Below are 21,193 nucleotides of genomic sequence, written 5' to 3' on the forward strand. Positions count from 1 at the left end.
ATACTCTATCGGCGTGTGCCCGCGGCGGGTGTACTTGGGGTGGAGCCGGGTACCGCCCCCGTGCAGCCACCGGCCCGCCGCGCGCAGAACAGTGCGCAGAACAACGCGCAGAACAGGAGGGCACATGCCAAGCACCATCATCGTGGGCGTCGACGGGTCGGCAGCGTCCAGGACGGCCCTGGACTGGGCGGCCCGCCGTGCCCAACGGTTTGGCAGTGAACTGCAAATGGTTCACAGCGTGCCCGATGACTGGGCGTCCACCGCGGATCCGCTGACCCCGGCAGCGATCAAGACGGTGGCCCATGCGTTGGAAGGGGAACGGGACAGAATCGCGGCACTGATTCCCCCCTCCACCATTCACATCGTTATCACACGGGGCGAACCGGCCGTCGTGCTCGGGGAGCTCTCCGAAGGCGCCGCCATGGTGGTGGTGGGCGTCGACAAGCCCGCCGACGCGCACGGCGAAGGCTTCGGTGCCGTCGACCTGCAGGTCGTGGCCCGCAGCGCATGCACGGTTGCGATCATTCCCGGCGCCACGGGCCCGGGCGTGGGTGTGGTTGTGGGGGTGGATGGCTCCCGGGCATCGCGGCGGGCCCTGCGGGTGGCCGCCGGGGAGGCGGAAACGTCCCGGCAGGCGCTGACGATTGTTCACGCCGCCGTCCCCGCCGGACGGGGGTGGAGGTTTCCGCAGGGCGAGTCACTGCCGGATGGGGTGGTGACGGAGGGGGAGGAGATTCTTGCTTCCGCTGTTGCGGCCGTTGCGGCCCGGCACCCCCGCCTGGAGGTCCACCGGGTACTCGACACCCGGCACGGTCCCGCCGAGGCCCTGGCCAACGCGGCGGCAGGGGCCGGGCTGCTCGTGGTCGGTGGCCAGGGCCGCGGGAGCGTGAAGCGGATGCGGGTCGGCTCCGTCGGATCGGTGCTACTTTCCCGGATTGCCTGCCCCACCTTCGTGACCACGGGACCGGAAAAACCCTATCAGCGCAGTTCCTGAACAGGCTGCGGCGTTGCGTCCTCAAGTCAGGGCCTTTTGGCCGTGTTCGGCCTCCCCGAACTCTCCTAGTGTGGCAGCTACCAGGTAAGTCTGGACATTGATTGGAGGCTTGGCCGTGCAAGAAAAGCCCCAGTCCGTCCGCCGTCCCCACCGGGCACCCTGGAACTTTCTCCGCGGAGCACTGGTCATTCTCCTGTTCTTTGGGGCGCTGTCAGCTTTTGCCGGTGCGGTCATGGCCATCGCCTTCAACGGCGCTGGCATGCCGTTGGCCTCCTTGGAGGGCAGCCCCTTTCATTCCTTCCTGGGACCGGGCCTCATTCTGGGCGTTGTCGTTGGCGGAACACAACTCACTGCGGCGCTCTCGATAGCCGGTCATCGACGATGGGCCCTGCCGGCCGCCGCCGCCGCGGGATTTGGACTGCTCATTTGGATCTTCGTGGAATTGGCCATCATTCGCTCCTACTCGTTCCTGCAGGCGCTCTACTTTGGGCTGGGGGTGGGGGAACTGATTTTTGTACTGCTCGTGCTGGGAATCATCCCTGGCACAAGTTCGGTGTCACGGCCACCCAAGGTTTTTGACCATCCGTGAAGGGGCCCGAAGCCGGCAGCCTGCAACCCCAATGATTTGCGCCATGGGCTTGCCTGGGCAGCCCTGTGCGAGCCGCAGGACGAATGCGGCTAGGAAGCTGTCACCGGCACCGACAGCTTTGACCACTGACCGGGCACGACATCACTGGTGGTATGCGTCGCTGCGGTGGGACTCGCTGCCGCACCCTTCCGACGGAAGGAAATCTGATGTGGTGCCGGGTCCGTCCGCGGCATGGAAGCCGGCAGTAACGGGCATGGGGGACTGACGGCGGCCACATCGTCCCGGGCGCGCCGGTGCCCTCAAGAGCCGTCTGGTGCGACGTCGTCGTTCATCCGGAGCACCGCCGCCCCGGTGACGCGGTCTGCAGCCAGGTCTGCGAGGGCATCGTCAGCGGCAGAGAAGGCATAGGTCATGGTCGTGGGGAACAAGGACATTTGTGCGGCCAGGGCCAAGAACTCCTGACCATCTGTCCGGGTGTTGGCAGTGACACTGCGCAGCTGGCGTTCTTGGAAGAGCTCCGTTTCGTAGTGCAGGGACGGGATGTCGGAGATATGGATCCCGGCCACGGCAAGGGTGCCCCCGCGGTCCAAGGCCCGCAACGCGACCGGGACCAGATTCCCTGCAGGGGCAAACAGGATGGCCGAATCCAGGGGTTCGGGCGGGACGTCGTCCGGTCCTGCGACGAACACGGCTCCCAGCTTCCGGGCGAGCGAGCGGGCCTCCGGCGAGCGCGTCATGACGTAGACCGAGGCGCCTTGGTGGCGTGCCATTTGTGCCGTGAGATGGGCCGATCCGCCGAAGCCATAGATGCCGAGGCGGCCGCCGGCTGGCAGGGCGGCCCGCTTCAGGGCCCGGTAGCCGATGATGCCGGAGCACAGCAGCGGCGCGGCCTGTTCGTCTGTGAAGATGTCTGGAATTCTGTAGCCGAAGGCCTCGGAAACGGTGATGAGCTCGGCATAGCCGCCGTCGCGGTCCCAACCGGTAAAAGTGGGTGTCAGGCACAGGTTCTCTTCGCCACGCAGGCAGAATCGACAAAGTCCGCAGGTTTTCCCGAGCCACGGGACGCCCACGCGGTCGCCCCGTTCGAACACGGTGCAGCCAGGGCCGGCTTCACGGACGATTCCCACCACTTCATGGCCCGGAATGACGCCAGGATGCCGCGGCGCGAGGTCGCCTTCGGCCAAGTGAAGGTCGGTGCGGCAGACGCCGCAGGCTCGAACGCTGAGCAGCAATTCCCCAGGGCCCGGCTTCGGGTCCGGCCGGCTGCCCCAGATCAGGGGCCGCGAAGCCATGGGCCCCGGCTCACCCACCCACCAAGCGTGCATGACCCACTCCTTTCCTCTTCCGAGCCTGACGGTGTACGCCTCGCAGGACTAGGGCATAAGGCCCCTTTCCCGCATCCACGAACGAGACGGGGCACTGGCGGAATAGGGCCCGGGAGACTGCCGATGCCGTCTGCGCCGGTAGGTGGGGCCCGTGGTGGCGGTTCGGGACCTAGTCCTCTGTCCAGGGAGAGTGCCCAGTCGTAATGTCTATCAAGGAGGTCTGATCATGATGTATGGATGGGACGGGAACGGGTGGGGGGCCGGGGCGTGGTTGGTCATGGCCGCACTGATGCTCATTTTCTGGGGCGGGGTGGCCACTGTGGTGGTGCTGCTCGTCAAGCGGGACCGCCCGAGTCAGCGTTCGGATACGTTGCGACCCCCGTACTACGATGCCGAGCGAATCCTCACTGAACGCTTTGCCCGCGGGGAAATCGACGAGCAGGAATTCACCGCCCGGAGAACAGCGCTCAGGCGCCACGATTGAGGGTCCGCACTGCCGGAGGCGGCCACTTCCGGAGCAGTCGCCGACGATGGATTGGTGCCGCGGCCCCCGCCCCGGTCGCTAGATGATCCCGCTCGCTCCGAGCGCGCTGCCAATCCCGTAGGTCGCCGCAAGGGCCAGGCCCCCGCCGATGACAAGCCGCGTGGCCGAGATGGTCTTGGAGCTGCCCCCGATACCGGCGCTTAGCGTTCCGGTCAGTGCCAAGGCGAGAAGAACCGCGAGGAAGGTCACCGGAATTCTCAGCGCGGCCGGCGGTAGCAGGATGGCCAGCAGGGGCAGCACCGCACCGACGGCGAATGCCGCCGCCGACGCGTATGCGGCCTGCCAGGGGCTGGCTTGATCGTCCTCGCTGATGTTCAATTCGGTGGAGAGGTGCGCCGCCAAGGCATCGTGTGCTGTCAGTTCGACGGCCACCCGCTCCGCAGTTGCCGCACTGAGGCCCTTCTTCAAATAGAGCCCCGTGAGTTCGGCCAGCTCTGCCTCAGGGTCTTCCGCCAACTCGCGCCGCTCGGTTTCAATCAGTGCACGCTGGCTGTCGCGTTGGCTGCTGACGGACACATATTCCCCCAAAGCCATGGATACGGCGCCGCCCACAACGGCGGCGATGCCGGCCACGAGGATGGGGGCTGACTTATTGGTCACTCCTGCCACCCCGACGACGGTGGCGGCGACGGAGACTATGCCGTCGTTGGCGCCCAGCACCCCCGCCCGGAGCCAGTTCAGGCGTCCGGCGATGTTGAAGGTGTGGGGTTCGTTTCCGTGCCCGCCCGCCCTCCCGGCGGCGCTCGTGTTCGGCTCAACGTTGGCCATAGTAGTCCCGCCAGATCAATCGGTGGAGGGGTACGTGCCGGGGCAGTGAGCGCAGTCCGGGGATGAGCGGGAGCAGGGTCAGCAGGAGCGAGAGCACCAGCATGGTGGCGACGACGAGTATGTCGGCGTTGGGTGAGGACTTGAAGGGTTCAATCTGGTAGAAGAGGGAGAACAGCCAGAGCCAGGACTGGCCCGGGGTGTCGCCGGTCTCGTTCATCACGCCCCATTGGTCTCCGGTGAGGTGGGCGGCGGTGGCGAGGTCGGAGAAGTAGCTGCCGTCGCCCAGGAAGAGGATGGCGGGGGTGGTGTCCAGATTGTAGAATCCACTCCCGTCTTGCAGCACCCCGTCCAAGTTGCCGCGGCTCGCCATGGCGAGCAGGGCGGCGGTCAACGCCGGAACGGGGCCGTAGTTCCCTGCCCGGACTTGCGCGGGGTCGTTGTCCGGCGCCGTGGAGAGCGCGGCGGCGTAGGCGGTGGCCCAGTCCGTGCGCTGTTGGTCCGTGGCCGCGGCCCATGCAGTGAGGGATGCGGGCGGGGAGGGCAGGGTCTTGAGGGGATTGATGACGAAGTCATTGGCGGTGTCGATCGGCAGGCGCACGCCGGAAAGGCTTTGGAGGTCGATGAAGCCGAGCTTCTGTGAGGCATCGGGTGTCGCGTTGTAGGGGGGACCGTAACCGGCCGTCTCACTGGTGCCGCCCAGCTCGGCGGTGGCCGTGGCAATGAAGTCCGCAGGCGCCGCCGTCGCCCATGATTCCAGCGTCAGGGCGGGCTCGTCCGGGGAGCCGAACAGTGCGGACAGGCCGAGGACGAGCAGGCCAACGACGACGAGCCCGACCGTGAGCTCCTTGAACAGGTCATAGTCGCGGACACTCCCTGGCCATGGCCTGCTGGCGATGTTCTGGCCTTTCCGCCACGACATGGATGGTGGGGCGGCGCTCATGACTGTTTCGCCTCCGGTTCGGGGGAGTCGGCGCTGGAATCGGGAAGCTGTGCATCGGTGCGGGCCGCTTCGATGGGGGGAACGACGCCGTGGACTCGCACCAGTACGACGTGCAGTGTTGCGACGGCGCCGATGGCCAGGGGCAGCAGCGTGATGTGCCACATGAAGATCTGGCCCAGATTGGCGACGTTGAACCAGGCCCCGACGCCGACCGCGTTCAGGGCGTCCTTGGCCTCGAAGGCAATCCATTGGGAGTCAAAGTTTGTCTGCAGCAGGTAGCCGGTGAATGCGGTCACGATCGAGACGAGGAATGCCAGCATGCCCGTAATCCAGGTCAGCAGGCGCCCTCCGCGCCAGGCGGCCATCCAGAATTTGAGCCACAGGTGGACGACCATGAACATGAAGAAGAGTTCGACGCTCCACAGGTGGGCGCTGTTGACAAAATGGCCGAGCGAGGACAGGTGGTACCACTGGGGTCCGTTGAGGCCCAACACCACCCCGGAGACGATGACAATGACCAAACCGGCCACGGCGCCCATGCCAAAGACGTAGGCCCAGGAGGCCACGTAGCTGGGCTGGTCCTGCGGCAGGAGCTTCTCGGGCGGCAGGTAATTCAGCAGCCAGCGGCGTGATTTGCCCGTCCAGGTGTAGGCGCCTCCTTCACGGAGCTCCGCTTCCGGGCCAGGCCCGCTGTGCCGGTTCATTTTCGGCTCCGCCCGCCGGGAAAGGGCAGCACCAAGGCGAGGATGAACAGGACGAGCATGGCGAGGATTACGGCAAGGTTGCCCGACTGGATCATCACCGCGCCCCAGCCAAAATATGTTCCCGGCGCGACCGGCCCGGCGGCCGCGACCACCCCGTCAATCATCGTCGGTCCCCCTCCGCGGCGGCGTGGACAACCAGGACGGGGCACTCGGCATGGGCCGCGACGGCCGAGCTGACGGATCCCATCAGCAATCCCTTGAACCCGCCAAAGCCGCGCCGGCCGACGACGACCATCATGGCCTTCCTGCTCGCCTCGAGCAGGCTTGCCCGGATCGGTCCCTGAATCACGAGCGTGGAGAGGTGCTCGGGCCAGTCCAAGCCAAACGCGCTCTCGAGGGCCCCATCCAAGATCTTCCGCGCACTGCCTTCTAGATCGAGGGTCACCTGCGCGTAGGGCGTCTCATACATGCTTGGATAGTTCCAACACGTCAACGCCTCCACCCGGGCCCCCAACGCGGTCGCCAACCGTTCGCCCTGGCGCAGGGCCTCCACGGAAGCGGCGGATCCATCGACCCCGACGATCACCACGGGTGGTTGCATTCCGGTGCGACTCTCGCTCATGTCGGTCATTTCCTTTGCTGTTTGTCGGCTGCTGGTTCCAGCGTCCCACCGCGGCGGCTCGGGCGTTAGAGACCTTGTACCCTGTGCCTCGCGGCAGGTGCTGGCACGGGCCGTCGTTGACGCGTTTGGGGGTGACCCGCCCGTGGGACGAAGGGACTGACTCGAGCCGGTCGACCGGCCGACCTCCGAGGCACCCGGGCGCCGGTGCAGCGGATACGCTCATCAGCGCAGTTCCTGAACCGGCTGCGGCGTTGCGTGCTGGGACTTCGCCGAGCCGGTGCCGGCGTCGCGCTCCCTAAACTTAAGCGCGCGCAATGCATTGAGGATGGTGGCAAGGTCGACCAGTTCCTGGCTGAGCGCGCCGGCCACCGCCGGGATCAGCCCGATGGCGGCCAGGACCATCAACGCCACGCTCAACACGATCCCGATCCAGATGCTTTGCACCGCGATGCGGATGGTGTCCTTGCCGATGCGCACGGCCGTGGCGGCCTTGGAGAGGTCATCGACCAGGATGACGACGTCGGCGGACTCGCTGGCGGCCGTTGACCCCCTGGCTCCCATGGCCACCCCGACATCCGCCGCCGCCAGCACGGGCGCATCGTTGATGCCGTCTCCGACCATCATGACCGGCCGCAGGGACAGGTTGGCGACAATGGAGACCTTCTCCGCGGGCCGGCATCCGGCCCACACTTGGGAAATTCCGGCCAGGCGGGCGATGTGCCCTGCCGTGGCCGCGGCATCGCCGGTGACCATCACGGCGTGGTTCATGCCCAGCGCGGCCAGCGCGGCCAGGGTCGGCACGGCGTTTTCCCGCAGCGGATCCCGCATGATGAGTGTGCCGGCGCGGGCGCCGTCAATCCCGACATAGATGGCCAGCTGGCCGCCGGAAAGCACCTCCTCGTCGATGGGGCCGGCGGCTTGTGCCACAAACGCCCGCTTTCCGACGACGACGTGGTGCCCGTCGACCAGTGCGGCGACGCCGTTGGTGGCGTGTTCGACCGCGTCGGTGGGGTTGGATAATTCCAGCCCCCGGCTTTGCGCCGAGGCGACCACCGACGACGCAAGAACGTGGGAAGAGTGGAGTTCGGCCGATGCCGCCAGGGCCAGCAGCTCCTTCTCGGAAAAGGTCGGGGGAGGCCCACCCGCCAGCCTGACCTCCTCGAGCGTGGGATGTCCCTGCGTCAAGGTGCCGGTCTTGTCAAAGACGGCCGTCCTGATGCGGGCCAGCTGTTCCAGCGTCCCGCCGTTCTTGACGATGATCCCGTTCCTGGCCGCCCTGCTCATGCCGCCCAGAAACGCCACGGGGGCGGCTATGAGCAGTGGACATGGGGTGGCCACGACCAGGACCTCCGCAAACCGGAGTGCCTCCCCGCTCAGCAGCCAGGCCGCGCCGCCGAGCACCAGGGCAAGGACCGTGAAGGGCGCCGCGTAGCGGTCTGCCAGACGGACCACGGGGGCGCGGCTGGAGGCGGCCTCGCGAACCAGGGCCACGACGCGGCTGTATTGCGAGTCCGCCATGGTCGCAGTGGCGGCCAGCCGCACGGCGGCCGCCCCATTGACCGAGCCGCTGAGCACGTCATCACCGTGGACCATCTCCACCGGCAGGCTTTCGCCGGTGATGGCGGACTCATCGAAGGATCCCTCCGGGGACAACAGCTGCCCGTCGACCGGGACCACCTCCGCCGGACGCAGCACCAGGACGTCCCCGACCACGATTTCCGTTGCGGCAATGTCCTCAAGCGCCCCTCCCGGTGCCTCGCGGTGCGCTGTTTGGGGGACCCTGTCCAAAAGTGCCCCAAGTTCCGCCTTCGCCCTGCCCGAGGCATAGTCTTCCAGCGCCGATCCGCCGTAGAGCATCAGGACGACGATGAGGGCCGCGAGGTATTCGCCCACCACGATCGTGCTGACAATGGCGGTGACGGCGAGAATGTCCACGCCCCACCGTCCCTGGACCATGTCGCGGATCATGCCCGCCCCCCGCTGCACGGCGGCGGCCGCGGCAAACGTGCTGGCGACGATTTGAGCGCTGACACCCTGGCCCAGCAGAGACAGCAACACCACCAGCAATCCGACGACCAAGGTGGCCGCGATCATGAGGCGGGGACGGATGCCGTTCACCTCATCGGCGTTTCCGGGACGTGGCCGGGCCGGCGGCGGGGGACCGTGCGCCTAGTCCGCGTCATTGACCACGACCACCGGGCAGTGGGCGTGGGCGACGCAGGCGGAGGAGACGGAACCGATCCGCAGGCCGAGGAAGCCGCCCCGGCCGCGCCGGCCCAAGACCAGCATGCGGGCGGTGGCGCTTGCCTCGATGAGGATCTGGGCGGGATGGCCATACCTGATGCTCACGGTCAGCCCTTGGGGCCGTTCCTGGCCGAAGGCGCGTTCGATCGCGTCCTCCACCAGGCGGGTCGCTTCGCTCTCAAGCAGGCCCGCTTCCGGAAACCCGCCGACGGGGATTTGCGCGGCAAAGTAGATGTCCGAGCGGTTCCAACAGCTGATGACCTCTAGGCGAAGATTTAGGGCCGACGCGATCGTGGCAGCGGTTTGCAGTGTGAGCGGGGAGTAGTCCGAGCCGTCAATGCCGACGACAATGCGCTCCGAGCCTTCCGGTGAGGCGTTCATGGCTTTCCTAGGGGAGAATTTTCAGGGACGTGTCCCAGTTGAAGTTGTCGTGGGCGGGGTTGACCTGCAGGCCCATGACCAGGAGCATCATGGCCTCCAGTTCACGGGCCCTGCGCAGGGGCCCAACGTCGATCGGACGCAGCCCGGAGGCGGCCACGACGGCGCTGACCTTGGCCTTGGCCTGTTCAGAGTCCCCGGCGATGAAGACGTCCAGGGGCAACCCGGCCACGGTCCCGGCCTCCAGGGGCTTGGCCAGGCAGGTGTTGAAGGCCTTGACGACGTGGGCGTCCCGGCTGGCGTGCCCGGCGATCTCTTCGACCGCGGAGGTCCCGGCCGGGACCAGCAGGCGGTCGAAGGTGGCCAGGTCCACGGGATTGCTGATGTCCACGATGACTTTTCCGGCCAGCGCCTCGCCATAGACCAGGACGGTGTTCTTGCCTTCTTCGAAGGGCACGGCCAAAAAGACTATGCCGCCGTCGACGGCTGCCCCCTCGCCGCCGCCTTGTGCGCCGGCACCGAGGAATTCCACCAGTTCCCTGGTCTTTTCCCCGTTGCGGCCGAGGATTTGCACGGAGTGCCTGCCCTGGAGCATGCGTACGGCGATGGCCCGGGCCATGTGCCCGTTGCCGATGATGGTGACTTCTTCCATGATGGTGCCTTTCAGGAGCGTGCGGGGGTGCGCGTGATGATGACCTTCAGTGCTTTTGTTTCGGCAGCCCGGGCAAAGGTGTCGTAGGCGTCAGGCACCTGCTCGAACGTGAAGGTGTGGGTGGCGAACTTGGCGGCCGGGATCTTGTGCCGGGCCACGAGCTTGAGCAGCATCGGGGTGGTGTTGGTGTTGACCAGCCCCATGCTGATGCTGATGTTCCGGATCCACAGCTCCTGCAGGGCCAGCTCGACGCTGGTCCCATGCACGCCGACGTTGGCAATGCGCCCGCCGGCCCGGGCGAGGCCGACGGCCATGGTGAAGGTTTCCGGCAGGCCCACCGCTTCGATGGCCACGTCGACTCCTTCACCATCGGTGCGGGCCATGACCTGGCTGTGCCAGTCTGACTCTGTGGAGTTCACCGCATCGGTCGCCCCGAATTCCATGGCCTGCCGGAGCCTGTTGGCATCGCGGTCAATGGCCACGACGGTACCGGCGCCGCAGAGCCCCGCGGTGGCGATCGCAGCCAGTCCCACCGGTCCGGCGCCGATCACGGCCACCACATCCCCGGGCTTGACCCCGCCGGCGAGGACGCCGATCTCAAAGCCGGTGGGCAGGATGTCCGAGAGCATGACCGCTTCGACGTCGCTGACGCCGTCGGGCAGTTTGTACAGCGAGTTGTCCGCATACGGCACGCGCACGTACTCGGCCTGGGTGCCATCGATGAGGTGGCCCAGCACCCAGCCGATGCCGGACTGTCCCTCCTCGCCAAGGCAATGCGAGTACAGGCCCGCACGACAGTTGGGGCAGTGGCCGCAGGACTTGATGCAGGAGATCAGCACGCGGTCGCCCACCGCCACGTCGTGAACCCCCTGGCCGGTCTCCGCCACCGTGCCCACGCCCTCGTGGCCCAATATTCTTCCCGGCTGCACCGTGGGGACGTCGCCCTTGAGGATATGCAGGTCCGTCCCGCAGATCGTGGTCGTATCGACCCGCACGATCGCGTCGCCTGGGTGGAGAATCCCGGGCTTGGGGGCCTCGGCCCACGACTTCTCGCCGGGGCCGCGGTAAATCAGGGCTTTCACGATGCATCCTTCAGATGGGGATGGGGATGGGGTCTTGGGTCCATGCGGTGCGGGCTACTCGGGGGATGCCTTGGGCGCATTGGCCTGGGCCGTCCACCACTCCGCCGGTGGGGTCACCCGGAACCTGCGCCCGGTGACTTCCGTGGGGGAGATGCGCACAAAGGTGTCCTTGTGGCCGGACTGCCAGGGGAAGAGCCGGAGGGAAAAACTGTCCAGCAAATCCTCCGTCGATGACAGGGTTTCGCTGGAACCCTTGACCACCACACTCCAGGCAATGCCGGTGTCCGCATCTACCCCGTCGGCCTCCATGGCGACGGGGTGGTCGCCGTGCACTGCCGCAAGTTTGGTGCCGGTCCCGGTGCGAAACACCACCGTGCCGTGATCGACGGTGTAGTTGATGGGGAAGATGTCCGGGTGGTCGGTGACCCAGACTGCCAGCCTGCCGACGGATACGCCACGCAGCAGGGCCCAGCACTCGTGGATCGGCAGGTTCTGCGTTTCTGTGGGTGTTGGTTTATTCGTCATGGGCCGAGCATAGGATCGCGGGGCCGGTGCCGGTAGGGGACAAAGGCCTGCCCTGACCGCGTCGCCTCCGCCCCGGCCATGCCGGGACGTGGTGGCATTGTCCCTGCGGGCGTAGTCTGGGCCCCAGGGGACGGGCTACCTCACGTGATGGCCCGCACGTTTTAGCCGCGGGTATTCAATGGAGGCAACGAATGGACCAGTCGGGCCCGGATGAGGGTTGCCCAAGCCCACAGGTACCGGATCCGCGTCCCCACTTGCCCGACGAACGGTTCCAGGGGTTGCTCTCTGCGGTCATTTCCATGGCCGAGGAGCTCAGCCTGGAAGCAGTGCTGCGGCGCATCGTGCAGTCCGCCTGCCGGCTGCTGGACGCCCGGTACGGGGCATTGGGTGTGATCGGGGAGGGCAAGGGCCTGAGCCACTTCATCACCGAGGGCATCGACGGCGACCTTGCCAAGCTCATCGGGCCGTTGCCCACCGGTCACGGCGTCCTGGGGCTGCTCATTCGTGAGCCGCGACCCATCCGCCTGACGAATCTCCATGACCACCCCGCCTCCTACGGATTCCCGAAGCACCATCCGCCGATGCGGACCTTCCTGGGCGTGCCCATCCGGATCCGCGACGCGGTGTTTGGGAACCTGTACCTGACGGAGAAGAAGGACGGCAGGCTGTTCACGGCCGAGGATGAGGAACTGGCCGTGGCCCTTGCCGGTGCTGCCGGATTTGCCATCGAGAACGCGAAGCTCTTCGACGAGGCGCAATTGCGCACCCACTGGCTGGAAGCCGGCAGAAAAGTTGCGGTCCTCATGATGGGGGCCGTGGGGGAGGGTATTGTGCCCGGCCCCGAGTTTGTGGTCAAAACCGCCCTCGAAGCCTCCGATTCCGTCCTGGCCCTGATCACCAGCCCACCGAACGAGGCAGGACAGGTTGAAGTCCTCGCATGTGCCGGTGAGGCGTTGCCGGAATGGGTCGGGCGGCTGCTGGACCTGGACCCCGTGGCCGTGCGAGGCGTCCTGGCCTCGGGCAAGCCGACTACCATGGAGAAGGCATCGGACTTGCTGGGGCCGGCATTCGGGGGACGGACCGGTCCGGCGCTGCTGGCGCGTCTGGGCACCAAGGGCGCCGAACACGGGCTGTTGATCCTGGTGCGCGGGAACGGCCACGCATTGTTTACATACCTCGTTGTCGAGATGGTCGCCGTCTACTGTACCCAGTCGGCCCTGGCGCTGGAGCTGGCCAAGGCCCACCGAATCCGTGAACAGCTGATGTTGTACACGGACCGGGACCGCATTGCCCAGGACCTCCACGACGTCGTGATCCAGCGCCTGTTTGCCGCCGGTCTCAATGTCCAAAGCCTGGGCCGTTTCACCACCGATCCGCTGGGCGTTGCGCGCATTCGAGCCATCACGGACGAGCTTGACGCGACCATCAAGGAATTGCGGGACACCATCTATGCCCTGCGGACTTCCACGGGTGAAACGGACCTGCTCAGCAGCCGCATCCTGAATACGGTACGCAAAGTATCCAGGTCCTTGCCGTTTGCGCCCCGGATCGTCCTTTCCGGCCCCCTCGACTCCCACGTGCCGCCGGATCTGGCCAATCAACTGCTTGCCGTGGTCTCCGAGGGCGTCAGCAATGCCGCCAGGCACTCACAAGCGGCCGAAATCGACGTCGCCGTCACCGCCGGTGGCGGGTCCCTCAGCGTCACTGTCAGCGACGACGGCCGCGGGATCGGAAGTCCCGAAAGCCGGAGCGGACTGGCCAACATGGAAGCCCGGGCCCGGATCCTTGACGGCGTCTTTGAGGCGGAGAGTCTCGCGGGGGGCGGCACGAGGTTCCATTGGTCGGTCCCGCTGAACCATGATGGGGCCGCCCGGTTGCGGTGAACGGTGCCCGGCTACCGGGGAGGAGGCTATTTCCGGGTGATGTAGACCGCCGCCTGGGTCCGTCGTTCAAAGCCCAGCTTGGCCAGCAGCGAGGAGACATAGTTCTTGACGGTCTTTTCGGCAAGAAAGAGCTCCTGGCCGATTTGCCGGTTGGTCATGCCCTGGCCGATGAGTTCCAGGACACGGCGCTCCTGGGCCGTGAGGGCGGCCACACGGGGGTCCATGGGAGCGGGAACGCTTAAGCCTGCGATGATCCTTTTCTTCAGGGCCGAGTCGAAGAGCGATTTGCCGCCGGCCGTGAGCTTGATGGCCGTGAGCAGGTCGGTGCCGCCAAGTTCCTTCAGGACATAGCCGGCCGCTCCGGCCAGCACGGCCCCGCGGAGAGCTTGTTCGTCGTCGTAGCTCGTTAGGATCAGGCACTTGAGGGCCGGATCCACGGATCGGACGTCCCGGCACACTTCAATGCCCGTCCCGTCAGGCAGCCGGGCGTCCAGCACTGACACATCGGGATGCAGGGCCGGGATCAGGCGGGTGGCCTCCGTCGCGGAGCCGGAGGAGCCCACCACGGTGAAGCCATGCCCCTCCAACAGTTCCTTCAGTCCCAGCCTGACCAGTTCGTGGTCATCGAGGATGAAAACCCGAATGGCCCGCGGGCCGTCCGGGGCGGGGGCGGGGGCCTGTGATCTCGCGTCCATCGAGTCCAACACATCCTTAACTGACGCCAGGGGCGAACGCGGCGAAGCTTGCTTCGGATGCCATGCACGCCGCCTCGCCCGTCTGGAAAGGCCATTCTCCAACACGCCGGCGCCGCCGGGCAAGCATGGCGGGCTACCGCTCCGGCGTCTGGCGGGAATCGTCATGCTTCGGCGTCCTCCGGCGATGCCGCCGGAACCAGGTGAAGGGAAGTGACGTGGCATAGGCGCCCGCAGTCGTGACCGCAAAGGCCACAACGCCCAAGGGGATGGACCTGAGCGCCAGGGCATAGGCCATCAGGGCGATGCCCAGTCCGATCGTGGCCGCGGCCAGGATGCTGCGGTGGACCGGGAGGCGGAGGCGTTCCGCACGGCCTAGCGCCCTCGCAAGTCGGGGATCGTCCGCGCTCAAGTCGTCTTCGAGTTCTTGGAGGATGCGTGCTTCGTGCTCCGAGAGTTCCATGATGCTTCCCCGACTCCCTTTCGTGGGCCCTGTTTCTTGTGCCCTGTTTCTTGAGCCCTGTTGCGGTTGGATGGGTTCATGGCCCCGCCCCATGGTGGGACGATCCCATGATCGCCCCGAATCAGCCAGGATGCCACGGTCCAAAGGCCCCAATCCGAGGACTGTTCCGGCACGGCCGCGACGGGGTGTTTCCCCGAATTGACCTTGGACCCTATGCAGCGCAGGGGAGTGGTTGGATGATCAGAGCATGAACAGTGATGAGGAGCCCGGCGTCGTTTTGTCCCGGGACGAGGCGTGGGAGTTGCTGGCGGATCGCCGATTTGGCCGGTTGGCCGTGAGTGTCGCACATCAACCCGATGTGTTTCCGATCAACTTTGTCACCTCGGGGGGCAAGATCTGGATCCGGACCAATCCGGGGACCAAGCTGGCGGAATTGACGATCAACGCCCTGGTCGCCGTGGAAGTCGACGACGTCGACTCCGCCGCGGCGTGGAGTGTGGTGGTCAAGGGCACGGCCCGGGTGCTGGAGTCCCAGACCGAGATTGATGCCGCCGACCTTCTCCCGTTGGCGCCCTGGATCCCGACGCGCAAGTGGACCTATGTCGAGATCACCCCGGCGTCGGTGAGCGGGCGGCGATTTGTGCTGGGTGCGGAGCCGGAACGTTACTGAGCGGGGAGCGGGAATTGGCTCAGCTATTTGTTGACTAATTCCCGCACTCTAGTATTGAGTGCCACCCGACTCTAGGGTGGGGCCATGACTGCTGAAACTTTTGCTTCCGGGATGGACGGGCCGGCGTCGGATGCGATGTTAAAGCTCGGGCGTTTCTTCACGAAATGGGATGAGACCGCCGACTCCCGGGCCGTTTTCCGCAAGGGAGGCCGCGCAGGCGACATCTTTTACCGCGACCGGTGGAGCCATGACAAGGTGGTCCGCTCCACGCACGGGGTCAACTGCACGGGGTCCTGTTCCTGGAAGGTGTACGTCAAGGACGGCATCATCACCTGGGAGTCCCAGCAGACCGACTACCCCTCGGTCGGCCCGAACAGCCCCGAATATGAGCCCCGCGGTTGTCCCCGCGGAGCCGCTTTCTCCTGGTACACGTATTCGCCCACCCGCGTGCGCTTCCCGTATGCGCGCGGGGTGCTGCTGGAGATGTACCGTGAGGCCAAGGCCCGGCTAAAGGATCCGGTGCTGGCGTTCCATGAAATCACCACCGATCCACGGAAGCGCAAACGGTACCAGCAGGCCCGCGGCAAGGGCGGCTTGGTGCGCACCTCATGGGCGGAGGCGCTGGAGATCGCCGCCGCGGCTCACGTGAACACCATCAAGACCTACGGCCCCGACCGCTGCTCCGGATTCTCTCCCATCCCGGCCATGTCCATCGTCAGCCACGCCGTCGGGACCCGCTTCATCCAGCTCATCGGCGGGGTCATGACGTCCTTCTACGACTGGTATGCGGACCTCCCCGTCGCCAGCCCGCAGGTGTTCGGCGACCAGACCGACGTCCCGGAGTCCGGCGACTGGTGGGACGCCACCTACCTGATGATGTGGGGCTCCAACGTTCCGGTCACCCGCACCCCGGACGCCCACTGGATGACTGAGGTGCGTTACCGCGGCACGAAGGTCATCGCGATCAGCCCGGACTATGCGGACAACACGAAATTTGCCGACGAATGGCTGCCCGCCGCGGCCGGCACCGACGCGGCCCTCGCCATGGCCATGGGCCATGTGACGCTTAAGGAATTCTTCGTCGATCGCCAGGTGCCCTTCTTCACCGATTACGTGCGCCAGTACACGGACCTGCCGTTCCTTGTCCGTTTGGAGCAGCGTGCCGACGGCACCGTCAGCCCCACAAAATTCCTCACCGCCGCCGATCTTCACGCCCATGCCGCGGAGGAAGACGCGGCGTTCAAGACCATCTTGTTTGACAAGGTCACCGGCCAGGCCATCGTGCCCAACGGATCCCTGGGGTACCGGTACTCAAAGACCGGTGAAGGCAAGTGGAATCTCGATTTGGCGGGCATCGACCCGGCACTGAGCCTGAAGGAAATCTCCACGGACTCCGCCGAAATCCTGCTGCCGTGTTTCGAGGATCCCCAGGGGGCGGGCTCGGTGCTTAAGCGCGGCGTGCCCACGACCGTGGTCGACGGGCACCTGGTCACGACCGTCTTTGACCTCATGCTCGCCCAATACGGGGTGGGACGCGAGGGCCTGCCGGGGGATTGGGCGGCGGACTACGACGACGCGTCCACCCCCTACACGCCGGCCTGGCAGGAGGAGATCACGTCGGTCCCGGCCCAGGCCTGCATCCGCGTCGCCCGCGAATTCGCCCGCAATGCCGAGCAATCCAAGGGCCGGTCGATGATCATCATGGGCGCGGGCATCTGCCAATGGTTCCACGGCGACACGACGTACCGCGCCGTCCTGGCGCTCGTCATGCTGACCGGGTGCATGGGCCGCAACGGCGGCGGCTGGGCACACTACGTGGGCCAGGAAAAGACCCGCCCGCTCACCGGCTGGGTGTCATTGGCGAACGCCCTGGATTGGTCGCGCCCGCCGCGAACGATGATCGGCACCGGCTACTGGTACATGCATACGGACCAGTGGCGGCAGGACGGCTACTCTGCCGACGCTCTGAAGTCCCCGCTGTCCACCGGCAATCTGGACGGGCTCCATACGGCGGACGCACTCGCCCAGTCGGTCCGCCTTGGCTGGATGCCGTTCTACCCCCAATTCGATAGGAACCCCCTGGACCTTGCCGACGAAGCGGCTGCGGCCGTGGCGGCGGGCGAGGCCCCGGATGAAAAGACCTGGGTCGCCCGGTCGCTGAAGAATGGGACGCTCAACCCGGCCATTGAAGACATCGACGCGCCCGCCAACTGGCCGCGCACGCTGGTCCTGTGGCGCTCCAACTTGTTTGGTTCCTCCGCCAAGGGAAACGAATACTTCCTGCGAAACCTCTTGGGCACGCACAACAACGTGATGGGCCAGGACAGCGAAGCGTCGCTGAAACCCGCGGACGTGACCTGGCACGACCAGGCGCCTGAGGGCAAACTGGACTTCCTGATGTCTGCGGACTTTCGCATGACCAGCACCACCTTGCTGTCCGACGTCGTTTTTCCGGCGGCCACCTGGTACGAAAAACACGATCTGTCATCCACTGACATGCACCCGTTCGTGCACGCCTTCACCCCCGCGATTGATCCGCCGTGGGAAACCAAGACCGACTTTGAACTGTTCCACCTGCTGGCCGAGGAATTCTCCCGCCAGGCCGCCACGCACCTGGGCACCCGCAAGGACCTGGTCAGCGTGCCTCTCCTCCACGACACGCCCGGGCAGATCGCCCAGCCCGGCGGCGTGGTCCGGGACTGGCGCCGCGATGACATCCCGGCGGTCCCCGGGCAAAACATGCCGAACTTCACGGTGGTCGAAAGGGATTACACAGCCATTGCGCACAAGCTGGCCGCCGTGGGCCCGCTGGCGGACAAGCTCGGCTTCACGGTCAAGGACGTGCATTACAAACTGGATGCGGCGCTGGATTATTTGGCCAAGGCCAACGGGGTGATGGTGGGCGGGGCCGCCCACGGCCGGCCCGCCATGGACACGGATGCAAAGATGGCCGAGGCCGTCCTGACGTTCTCCGGCACAACCAACGGCCAGCTCGCCGTGAGCGGTTTCCGGGAGCTGGAAAAACGGACCGGGGTGAAACTTGCCGACCTGGCGGAGGGTTCGGAGGAAAAGCACATCACCTTCGCCATGACGCAGGCCGGACCGGTGCCGGTGATCACCTCGCCCGAGTGGTCCGGCTCGGAATCGGGTGGTCGGCGGTACGCACCGTTCACCCAGAACATCGAACGGCTCAAGCCGTTTCACACACTGACCGGGCGCATGCACTTCTTCCTGGACCACGACTGGATGATCGACATTGGCGAGGCGCTGCCGATCTACCGGCCGCCGCTGGATATGCAACGCCTCTTCGGCGAACCAAAATTTGGCCCCAACGGCACCAAGGAGGTGGTGGTTCGGTACCTGACCCCGCACTCCAAGTGGTCCATCCACTCCGAATACCAGGACAACCTGCTCATGCTCTCGCTCTCCCGCGGCGGACCCACCGTGTGGATGAGCCCGCAGGATGCCGCCTCCATTGAGGTCGTGGACAACGAATGGGTGGAGTGTGTAAACATGAACGGCGTGCTGGTGGCCCGGGCCGTGGTCAGCCACCGCATGCCGGAGGGCGTGGTGTACGTCTATCACGCCCAGGAGCGGACCATTGACGTGCCCAAGTCCGAGGCCACCGGGCGTCGCGGCGGTATCCACAACTCGCTGACCAGGCTGCTGGTGAAACCATCACACTTGATCGGCGGCTACGCCCAGCTGACCTACGCGTTCAACTACCTTGGCCCCACGGGCAATCAGCGGGACAACGTTTCCACCATTCGCCGACGTTCCCAGGAGGTGCAGTACTAATGCGCGTAATGGCTCAAATGGGCATGGTCATGAATCTGGACAAATGCATCGGCTGCCACACGTGTTCGGTCACGTGCAAGCAGGCCTGGACCAATCGGGCCGGCGTCGAATACGTCTGGTTCAACAATGTGGAGACCCGTCCCGGCCAGGGCTACCCGCGCCGCTACGAGGACCAGGAAAAATGGAAGGGCGGCTGGGAGCTGAACAAGCGCGGCCGCCTCAAGTTGAAAGCCGGCGGACGGGTGAAGAAATTGCTGGGGATCTTCGCCAGCCCCATCCAGCCGGAGCTGAAGGACTATTACGAGCCCTGGACCTATGACTACAAGACCCTGGTGGATGCCCCTCTGGGCGACGACTTCCCGGTGGCCCGGCCCAAGAGCCTGATTACCGGCAAGGACACCAAGATCACCTGGAGCGCGAACTGGGACGACGACCTGGCCGGCACTACGGAGATGGGCCATCTCGATCCGATCGTGGAGAAGGTGCGCCGCGAGGCCGAGGACAAGATCAAGTTCGAATTTGAACAAACGTTCATGTTCTACCTGCCGCGCATCTGTGAGCACTGCCTGAACCCGTCCTGCATGGCGTCCTGTCCCTCCGGGGCCATCTATAAGCGGGTGGAGGACGGGATCGTGCTGGTCGACCAGGACAAGTGTCGTGGCTGGCGCCAGTGCATGACAGGCTGCCCGTACAAGAAGATCTACTTCAACCACAAGACGGGCAAGGCGGAGAAGTGCACGTTTTGCTACCCGCGCATCGAGGTGGGCCTGCCCACCGTGTGCGCCGAGACGTGCGTTGGCCGGCTGCGCTATCTAGGCCTGTTCCTGTACGACGCCGATGCCGTCACCGCCGCCGCCTCCGTGACCGATCCGCGGGATTTGTACGACGCCCAGATGGACGTGCTGCTGGACCCCAACGATCCGGCCGTCATTGCCGCGGCGCGCGAACAGGGCATCCAGGAAGACTGGATCATCGCGGCGCAAAAATCCCCCGTCTACGCGCTGGCCAAGGTGTACAAGGTGGCCCTGCCGCTGCATCCGGAGTACCGCACCATGCCCATGGTTTGGTATGTGCCGCCGTTGTCGCCCGTGGTTGACCTATTGCGCGACCAGGGCCACGACGCCGAAGACCACGAGGTCCTCTTTGGCGCCATCGACGCCCTGCGCATCCCGGTGGAGTATCTTGCCGAACTGTTTACGGCCGGCGACGTTGACCGGGTGACCCTGGTGCTGCGCAAGCTGGCAGCCATGCGGTCCTACATGCGCGGCATCACGCTGGGCGAGGAACCCGATGAATCCATTCCGGCATCGGTGGGCATGGACGGTGCGGTGATGTACGAAATGTACCGGCTGATGGCGATCGCCAAATACGAGGAACGCTATGTGATTCCCAAGGCCCACGCCGAGCAGGCCCACGACCTGGAGGAAATGGGATGTTCGCTGGACTTCGACGGCGGACCCGGGATGGGCATGGAGGACTCGCCTTTTGGCGAGGCCAGCGGACGCCCCACCCCGGTCGCCGTGGAGACCTTCCAGGCGCTGAAGAACCGGCAAACCTCCGACTCCGTGTCCGGGGAGCGAAGTCTTCAAGGCCGGGTCAATTTGCTCAACTGGGACGGCAATGGTGCCCCGCCCGGTCTTTTCCCGGAACGGTATCCCGACGGGCCCGCGACCGGCACCCCTGACACCGGGAGCAGCTCATGAGTCGAAAAACCCAGATCACCTATATGGCTGCAGGCTGGTGCCTGGCCTACCCGGACGCCGAGCTGGTTTCCCGGGTGCCCCTCATCAGGGCGGCCCTGGGCGAGTTTCCCGGAGCCCTGGCGCCGTTTGCCCCCGTGCTGGATACCCTGGAATCCGCCGATCTCATGGCGACCCAGGCGGACTACGTGAAAGAGTTCGATCTCGGCAAGCGGCATGCCTTGCACCTGTCCTATTGGACGGATGGGGACACCCGCCGCCGCGGCGAGGTGCTCGGCGCGTTTAAGAAGGTCTATCGCGGCAGTGACGCCTTGGTGGATACGCAGGGCGAATTGCCGGACTACCTGCCCATGGTCCTTGAGTTCGCGGCAACCGTTGACCTGGCGGCCGGCCAGGAGCTGCTCCAGCAGTTCCGCCCCAGCTTGGAACTCATCAAGTTTGGCCTGCTGCGCGATTCCCTCCCGCATGCTGCCATGGTCCAGGCCGTGTGCGACACGCTCCCCGGCGCCTCGCCGGCGAATGAGCAAGCGGTCATGCGCATGGCGGGCCACGGTCCACCCACCGAGTCTGTGGGGCTGGACCCCTATGATCCGCGCCTCCTGCCGTTGAGGGGGGCCTGA

The 21,193-nt window shown here is 65.9% G+C and carries 21 protein-coding genes; 8 read left to right on the top strand and 13 right to left on the bottom strand.

What is annotated here, in order from left to right; all coding sequences use genetic code 11:
* Positions 1–124 precede the first annotated feature (124 nt).
* A complete protein-coding gene (locus AB4Y80_RS01995; RefSeq protein WP_442211622.1) occupies positions 125–994 on the top strand; it encodes a universal stress protein in 870 nt (289 codons plus the stop codon).
* Between the two features lie 115 nt (positions 995–1,109).
* The gene (locus tag AB4Y80_RS02000) at positions 1,110–1,583 is read left to right on the top strand and encodes a hypothetical protein (RefSeq protein ID WP_442211623.1); all 474 of its coding nucleotides are present in this window, start codon (positions 1,110–1,112) and stop codon (positions 1,581–1,583) included.
* A gap of 299 nt (positions 1,584–1,882) precedes the next feature.
* Here the strand turns inward: AB4Y80_RS02000 and AB4Y80_RS02005 are convergent, their stop codons facing one another.
* Positions 1,883–2,908 (bottom strand): zinc-dependent alcohol dehydrogenase family protein, encoded by a 1,026-nt coding sequence (locus AB4Y80_RS02005; RefSeq protein WP_442211624.1) that lies wholly within the window; start codon positions 2,906–2,908, stop codon positions 1,883–1,885.
* Between the two features lie 226 nt (positions 2,909–3,134).
* Here AB4Y80_RS02005 and AB4Y80_RS02010 point away from each other — a divergent pair, with 226 nt between their 5' ends.
* Positions 3,135–3,392, top strand: a complete 258-nt coding sequence (locus tag AB4Y80_RS02010; RefSeq protein ID WP_442211626.1) for an SHOCT domain-containing protein — start codon at positions 3,135–3,137, stop codon at positions 3,390–3,392.
* Positions 3,393–3,470: 78 nt separating this feature from the next.
* Here the strand turns inward: AB4Y80_RS02010 and AB4Y80_RS02015 are convergent, their stop codons facing one another.
* The 10 genes from AB4Y80_RS02015 to AB4Y80_RS02060 form a co-directional block, all read right to left on the bottom strand.
* Complete coding sequence (locus tag AB4Y80_RS02015) at positions 3,471–4,220, bottom strand: VIT1/CCC1 transporter family protein (RefSeq protein ID WP_442211627.1); 750 nt, start codon at positions 4,218–4,220, stop codon at positions 3,471–3,473.
* Complete coding sequence (locus AB4Y80_RS02020; RefSeq protein WP_442211628.1) at positions 4,207–5,160, bottom strand: hypothetical protein; 954 nt, start codon at positions 5,158–5,160, stop codon at positions 4,207–4,209. Before AB4Y80_RS02020 ends, AB4Y80_RS02015 begins: the two co-directional genes overlap by 14 nt.
* Entirely contained in the window at positions 5,157–5,864 is a 708-nt protein-coding gene (locus AB4Y80_RS02025) for a cytochrome b N-terminal domain-containing protein (protein ID WP_442211629.1), read from the bottom strand. The genes AB4Y80_RS02020 and AB4Y80_RS02025 overlap by 4 nt, the downstream gene beginning before the upstream one ends.
* Positions 5,861–6,028, bottom strand: a complete 168-nt coding sequence (locus AB4Y80_RS02030) for a hypothetical protein (RefSeq protein WP_442211630.1) — start codon at positions 6,026–6,028, stop codon at positions 5,861–5,863. Before AB4Y80_RS02030 ends, AB4Y80_RS02025 begins: the two co-directional genes overlap by 4 nt.
* Positions 6,025–6,486, bottom strand: a complete 462-nt coding sequence (locus AB4Y80_RS02035; protein ID WP_442211631.1) for a universal stress protein — start codon at positions 6,484–6,486, stop codon at positions 6,025–6,027. Before AB4Y80_RS02035 ends, AB4Y80_RS02030 begins: the two co-directional genes overlap by 4 nt.
* A gap of 222 nt (positions 6,487–6,708) precedes the next feature.
* Entirely contained in the window at positions 6,709–8,580 is a 1,872-nt protein-coding gene (locus tag AB4Y80_RS02040) for a heavy metal translocating P-type ATPase (protein ID WP_442211707.1), read from the bottom strand.
* A 75-nt stretch (positions 8,581–8,655) separates the two neighbouring features.
* Positions 8,656–9,111, bottom strand: coding sequence for a universal stress protein (locus tag AB4Y80_RS02045; RefSeq protein ID WP_442211632.1), 456 nt, complete (start codon positions 9,109–9,111; stop codon positions 8,656–8,658).
* Between the two features lie 7 nt (positions 9,112–9,118).
* Complete coding sequence (locus AB4Y80_RS02050) at positions 9,119–9,760, bottom strand: NADPH-dependent F420 reductase (RefSeq protein ID WP_442211633.1); 642 nt, start codon at positions 9,758–9,760, stop codon at positions 9,119–9,121.
* Positions 9,761–9,771: 11 nt separating this feature from the next.
* On the bottom strand, positions 9,772–10,842 hold the full coding sequence (locus AB4Y80_RS02055) for a zinc-dependent alcohol dehydrogenase family protein (protein WP_442211634.1): 1,071 nt from the start codon (positions 10,840–10,842) through the stop codon (positions 9,772–9,774).
* Between the two features lie 54 nt (positions 10,843–10,896).
* Positions 10,897–11,367 (bottom strand): pyridoxamine 5'-phosphate oxidase family protein, encoded by a 471-nt coding sequence (locus AB4Y80_RS02060; protein WP_442211635.1) that lies wholly within the window; start codon positions 11,365–11,367, stop codon positions 10,897–10,899.
* 191 nt (positions 11,368–11,558) lie between these two features.
* On the opposite strand from AB4Y80_RS02060, the gene AB4Y80_RS02065 reads away from it, so the two are divergent.
* Positions 11,559–13,250 carry a GAF domain-containing sensor histidine kinase gene (locus AB4Y80_RS02065; protein WP_442211636.1) on the top strand — a complete coding sequence of 564 codons (1,692 nt, stop codon included), beginning with the start codon at positions 11,559–11,561 and terminating at the stop codon, positions 13,248–13,250.
* 26 nt (positions 13,251–13,276) lie between these two features.
* On the opposite strand, the gene AB4Y80_RS02070 is transcribed toward AB4Y80_RS02065, so the two are convergent.
* On the bottom strand, positions 13,277–13,945 hold the full coding sequence (locus tag AB4Y80_RS02070) for a response regulator (RefSeq protein WP_442211638.1): 669 nt from the start codon (positions 13,943–13,945) through the stop codon (positions 13,277–13,279).
* 133 nt (positions 13,946–14,078) lie between these two features.
* Entirely contained in the window at positions 14,079–14,405 is a 327-nt protein-coding gene (locus AB4Y80_RS02075; protein ID WP_442211639.1) for a DUF3040 domain-containing protein, read from the bottom strand.
* Between the two features lie 247 nt (positions 14,406–14,652).
* On the opposite strand from AB4Y80_RS02075, the gene AB4Y80_RS02080 reads away from it, so the two are divergent.
* The 4 genes from AB4Y80_RS02080 (at position 14,653) to narJ (ending at position 21,193) form a co-directional block, all read left to right on the top strand.
* Positions 14,653–15,075: a pyridoxamine 5'-phosphate oxidase family protein gene (locus AB4Y80_RS02080; protein ID WP_442211641.1), complete on the top strand. Its 423-nt coding sequence runs from the start codon at positions 14,653–14,655 to the stop codon at positions 15,073–15,075.
* An 84-nt stretch (positions 15,076–15,159) separates the two neighbouring features.
* Positions 15,160–18,873: a nitrate reductase subunit alpha gene (locus AB4Y80_RS02085; RefSeq protein WP_442211642.1), complete on the top strand. Its 3,714-nt coding sequence runs from the start codon at positions 15,160–15,162 to the stop codon at positions 18,871–18,873.
* Complete coding sequence (narH, locus tag AB4Y80_RS02090; protein ID WP_442211643.1) at positions 18,873–20,576, top strand: nitrate reductase subunit beta; 1,704 nt, start codon at positions 18,873–18,875, stop codon at positions 20,574–20,576. The genes AB4Y80_RS02085 and narH overlap by 1 nt, the downstream gene beginning before the upstream one ends.
* The gene (narJ, locus tag AB4Y80_RS02095; RefSeq protein ID WP_442211644.1) at positions 20,573–21,193 is read left to right on the top strand and encodes a nitrate reductase molybdenum cofactor assembly chaperone; all 621 of its coding nucleotides are present in this window, start codon (positions 20,573–20,575) and stop codon (positions 21,191–21,193) included. Before narH ends, narJ begins: the two co-directional genes overlap by 4 nt.

The sequence above is a fragment of the Specibacter sp. RAF43 genome (genome assembly GCF_052114065.1).
Lineage (GTDB): Bacteria > Actinomycetota > Actinomycetes > Actinomycetales > Micrococcaceae > Specibacter.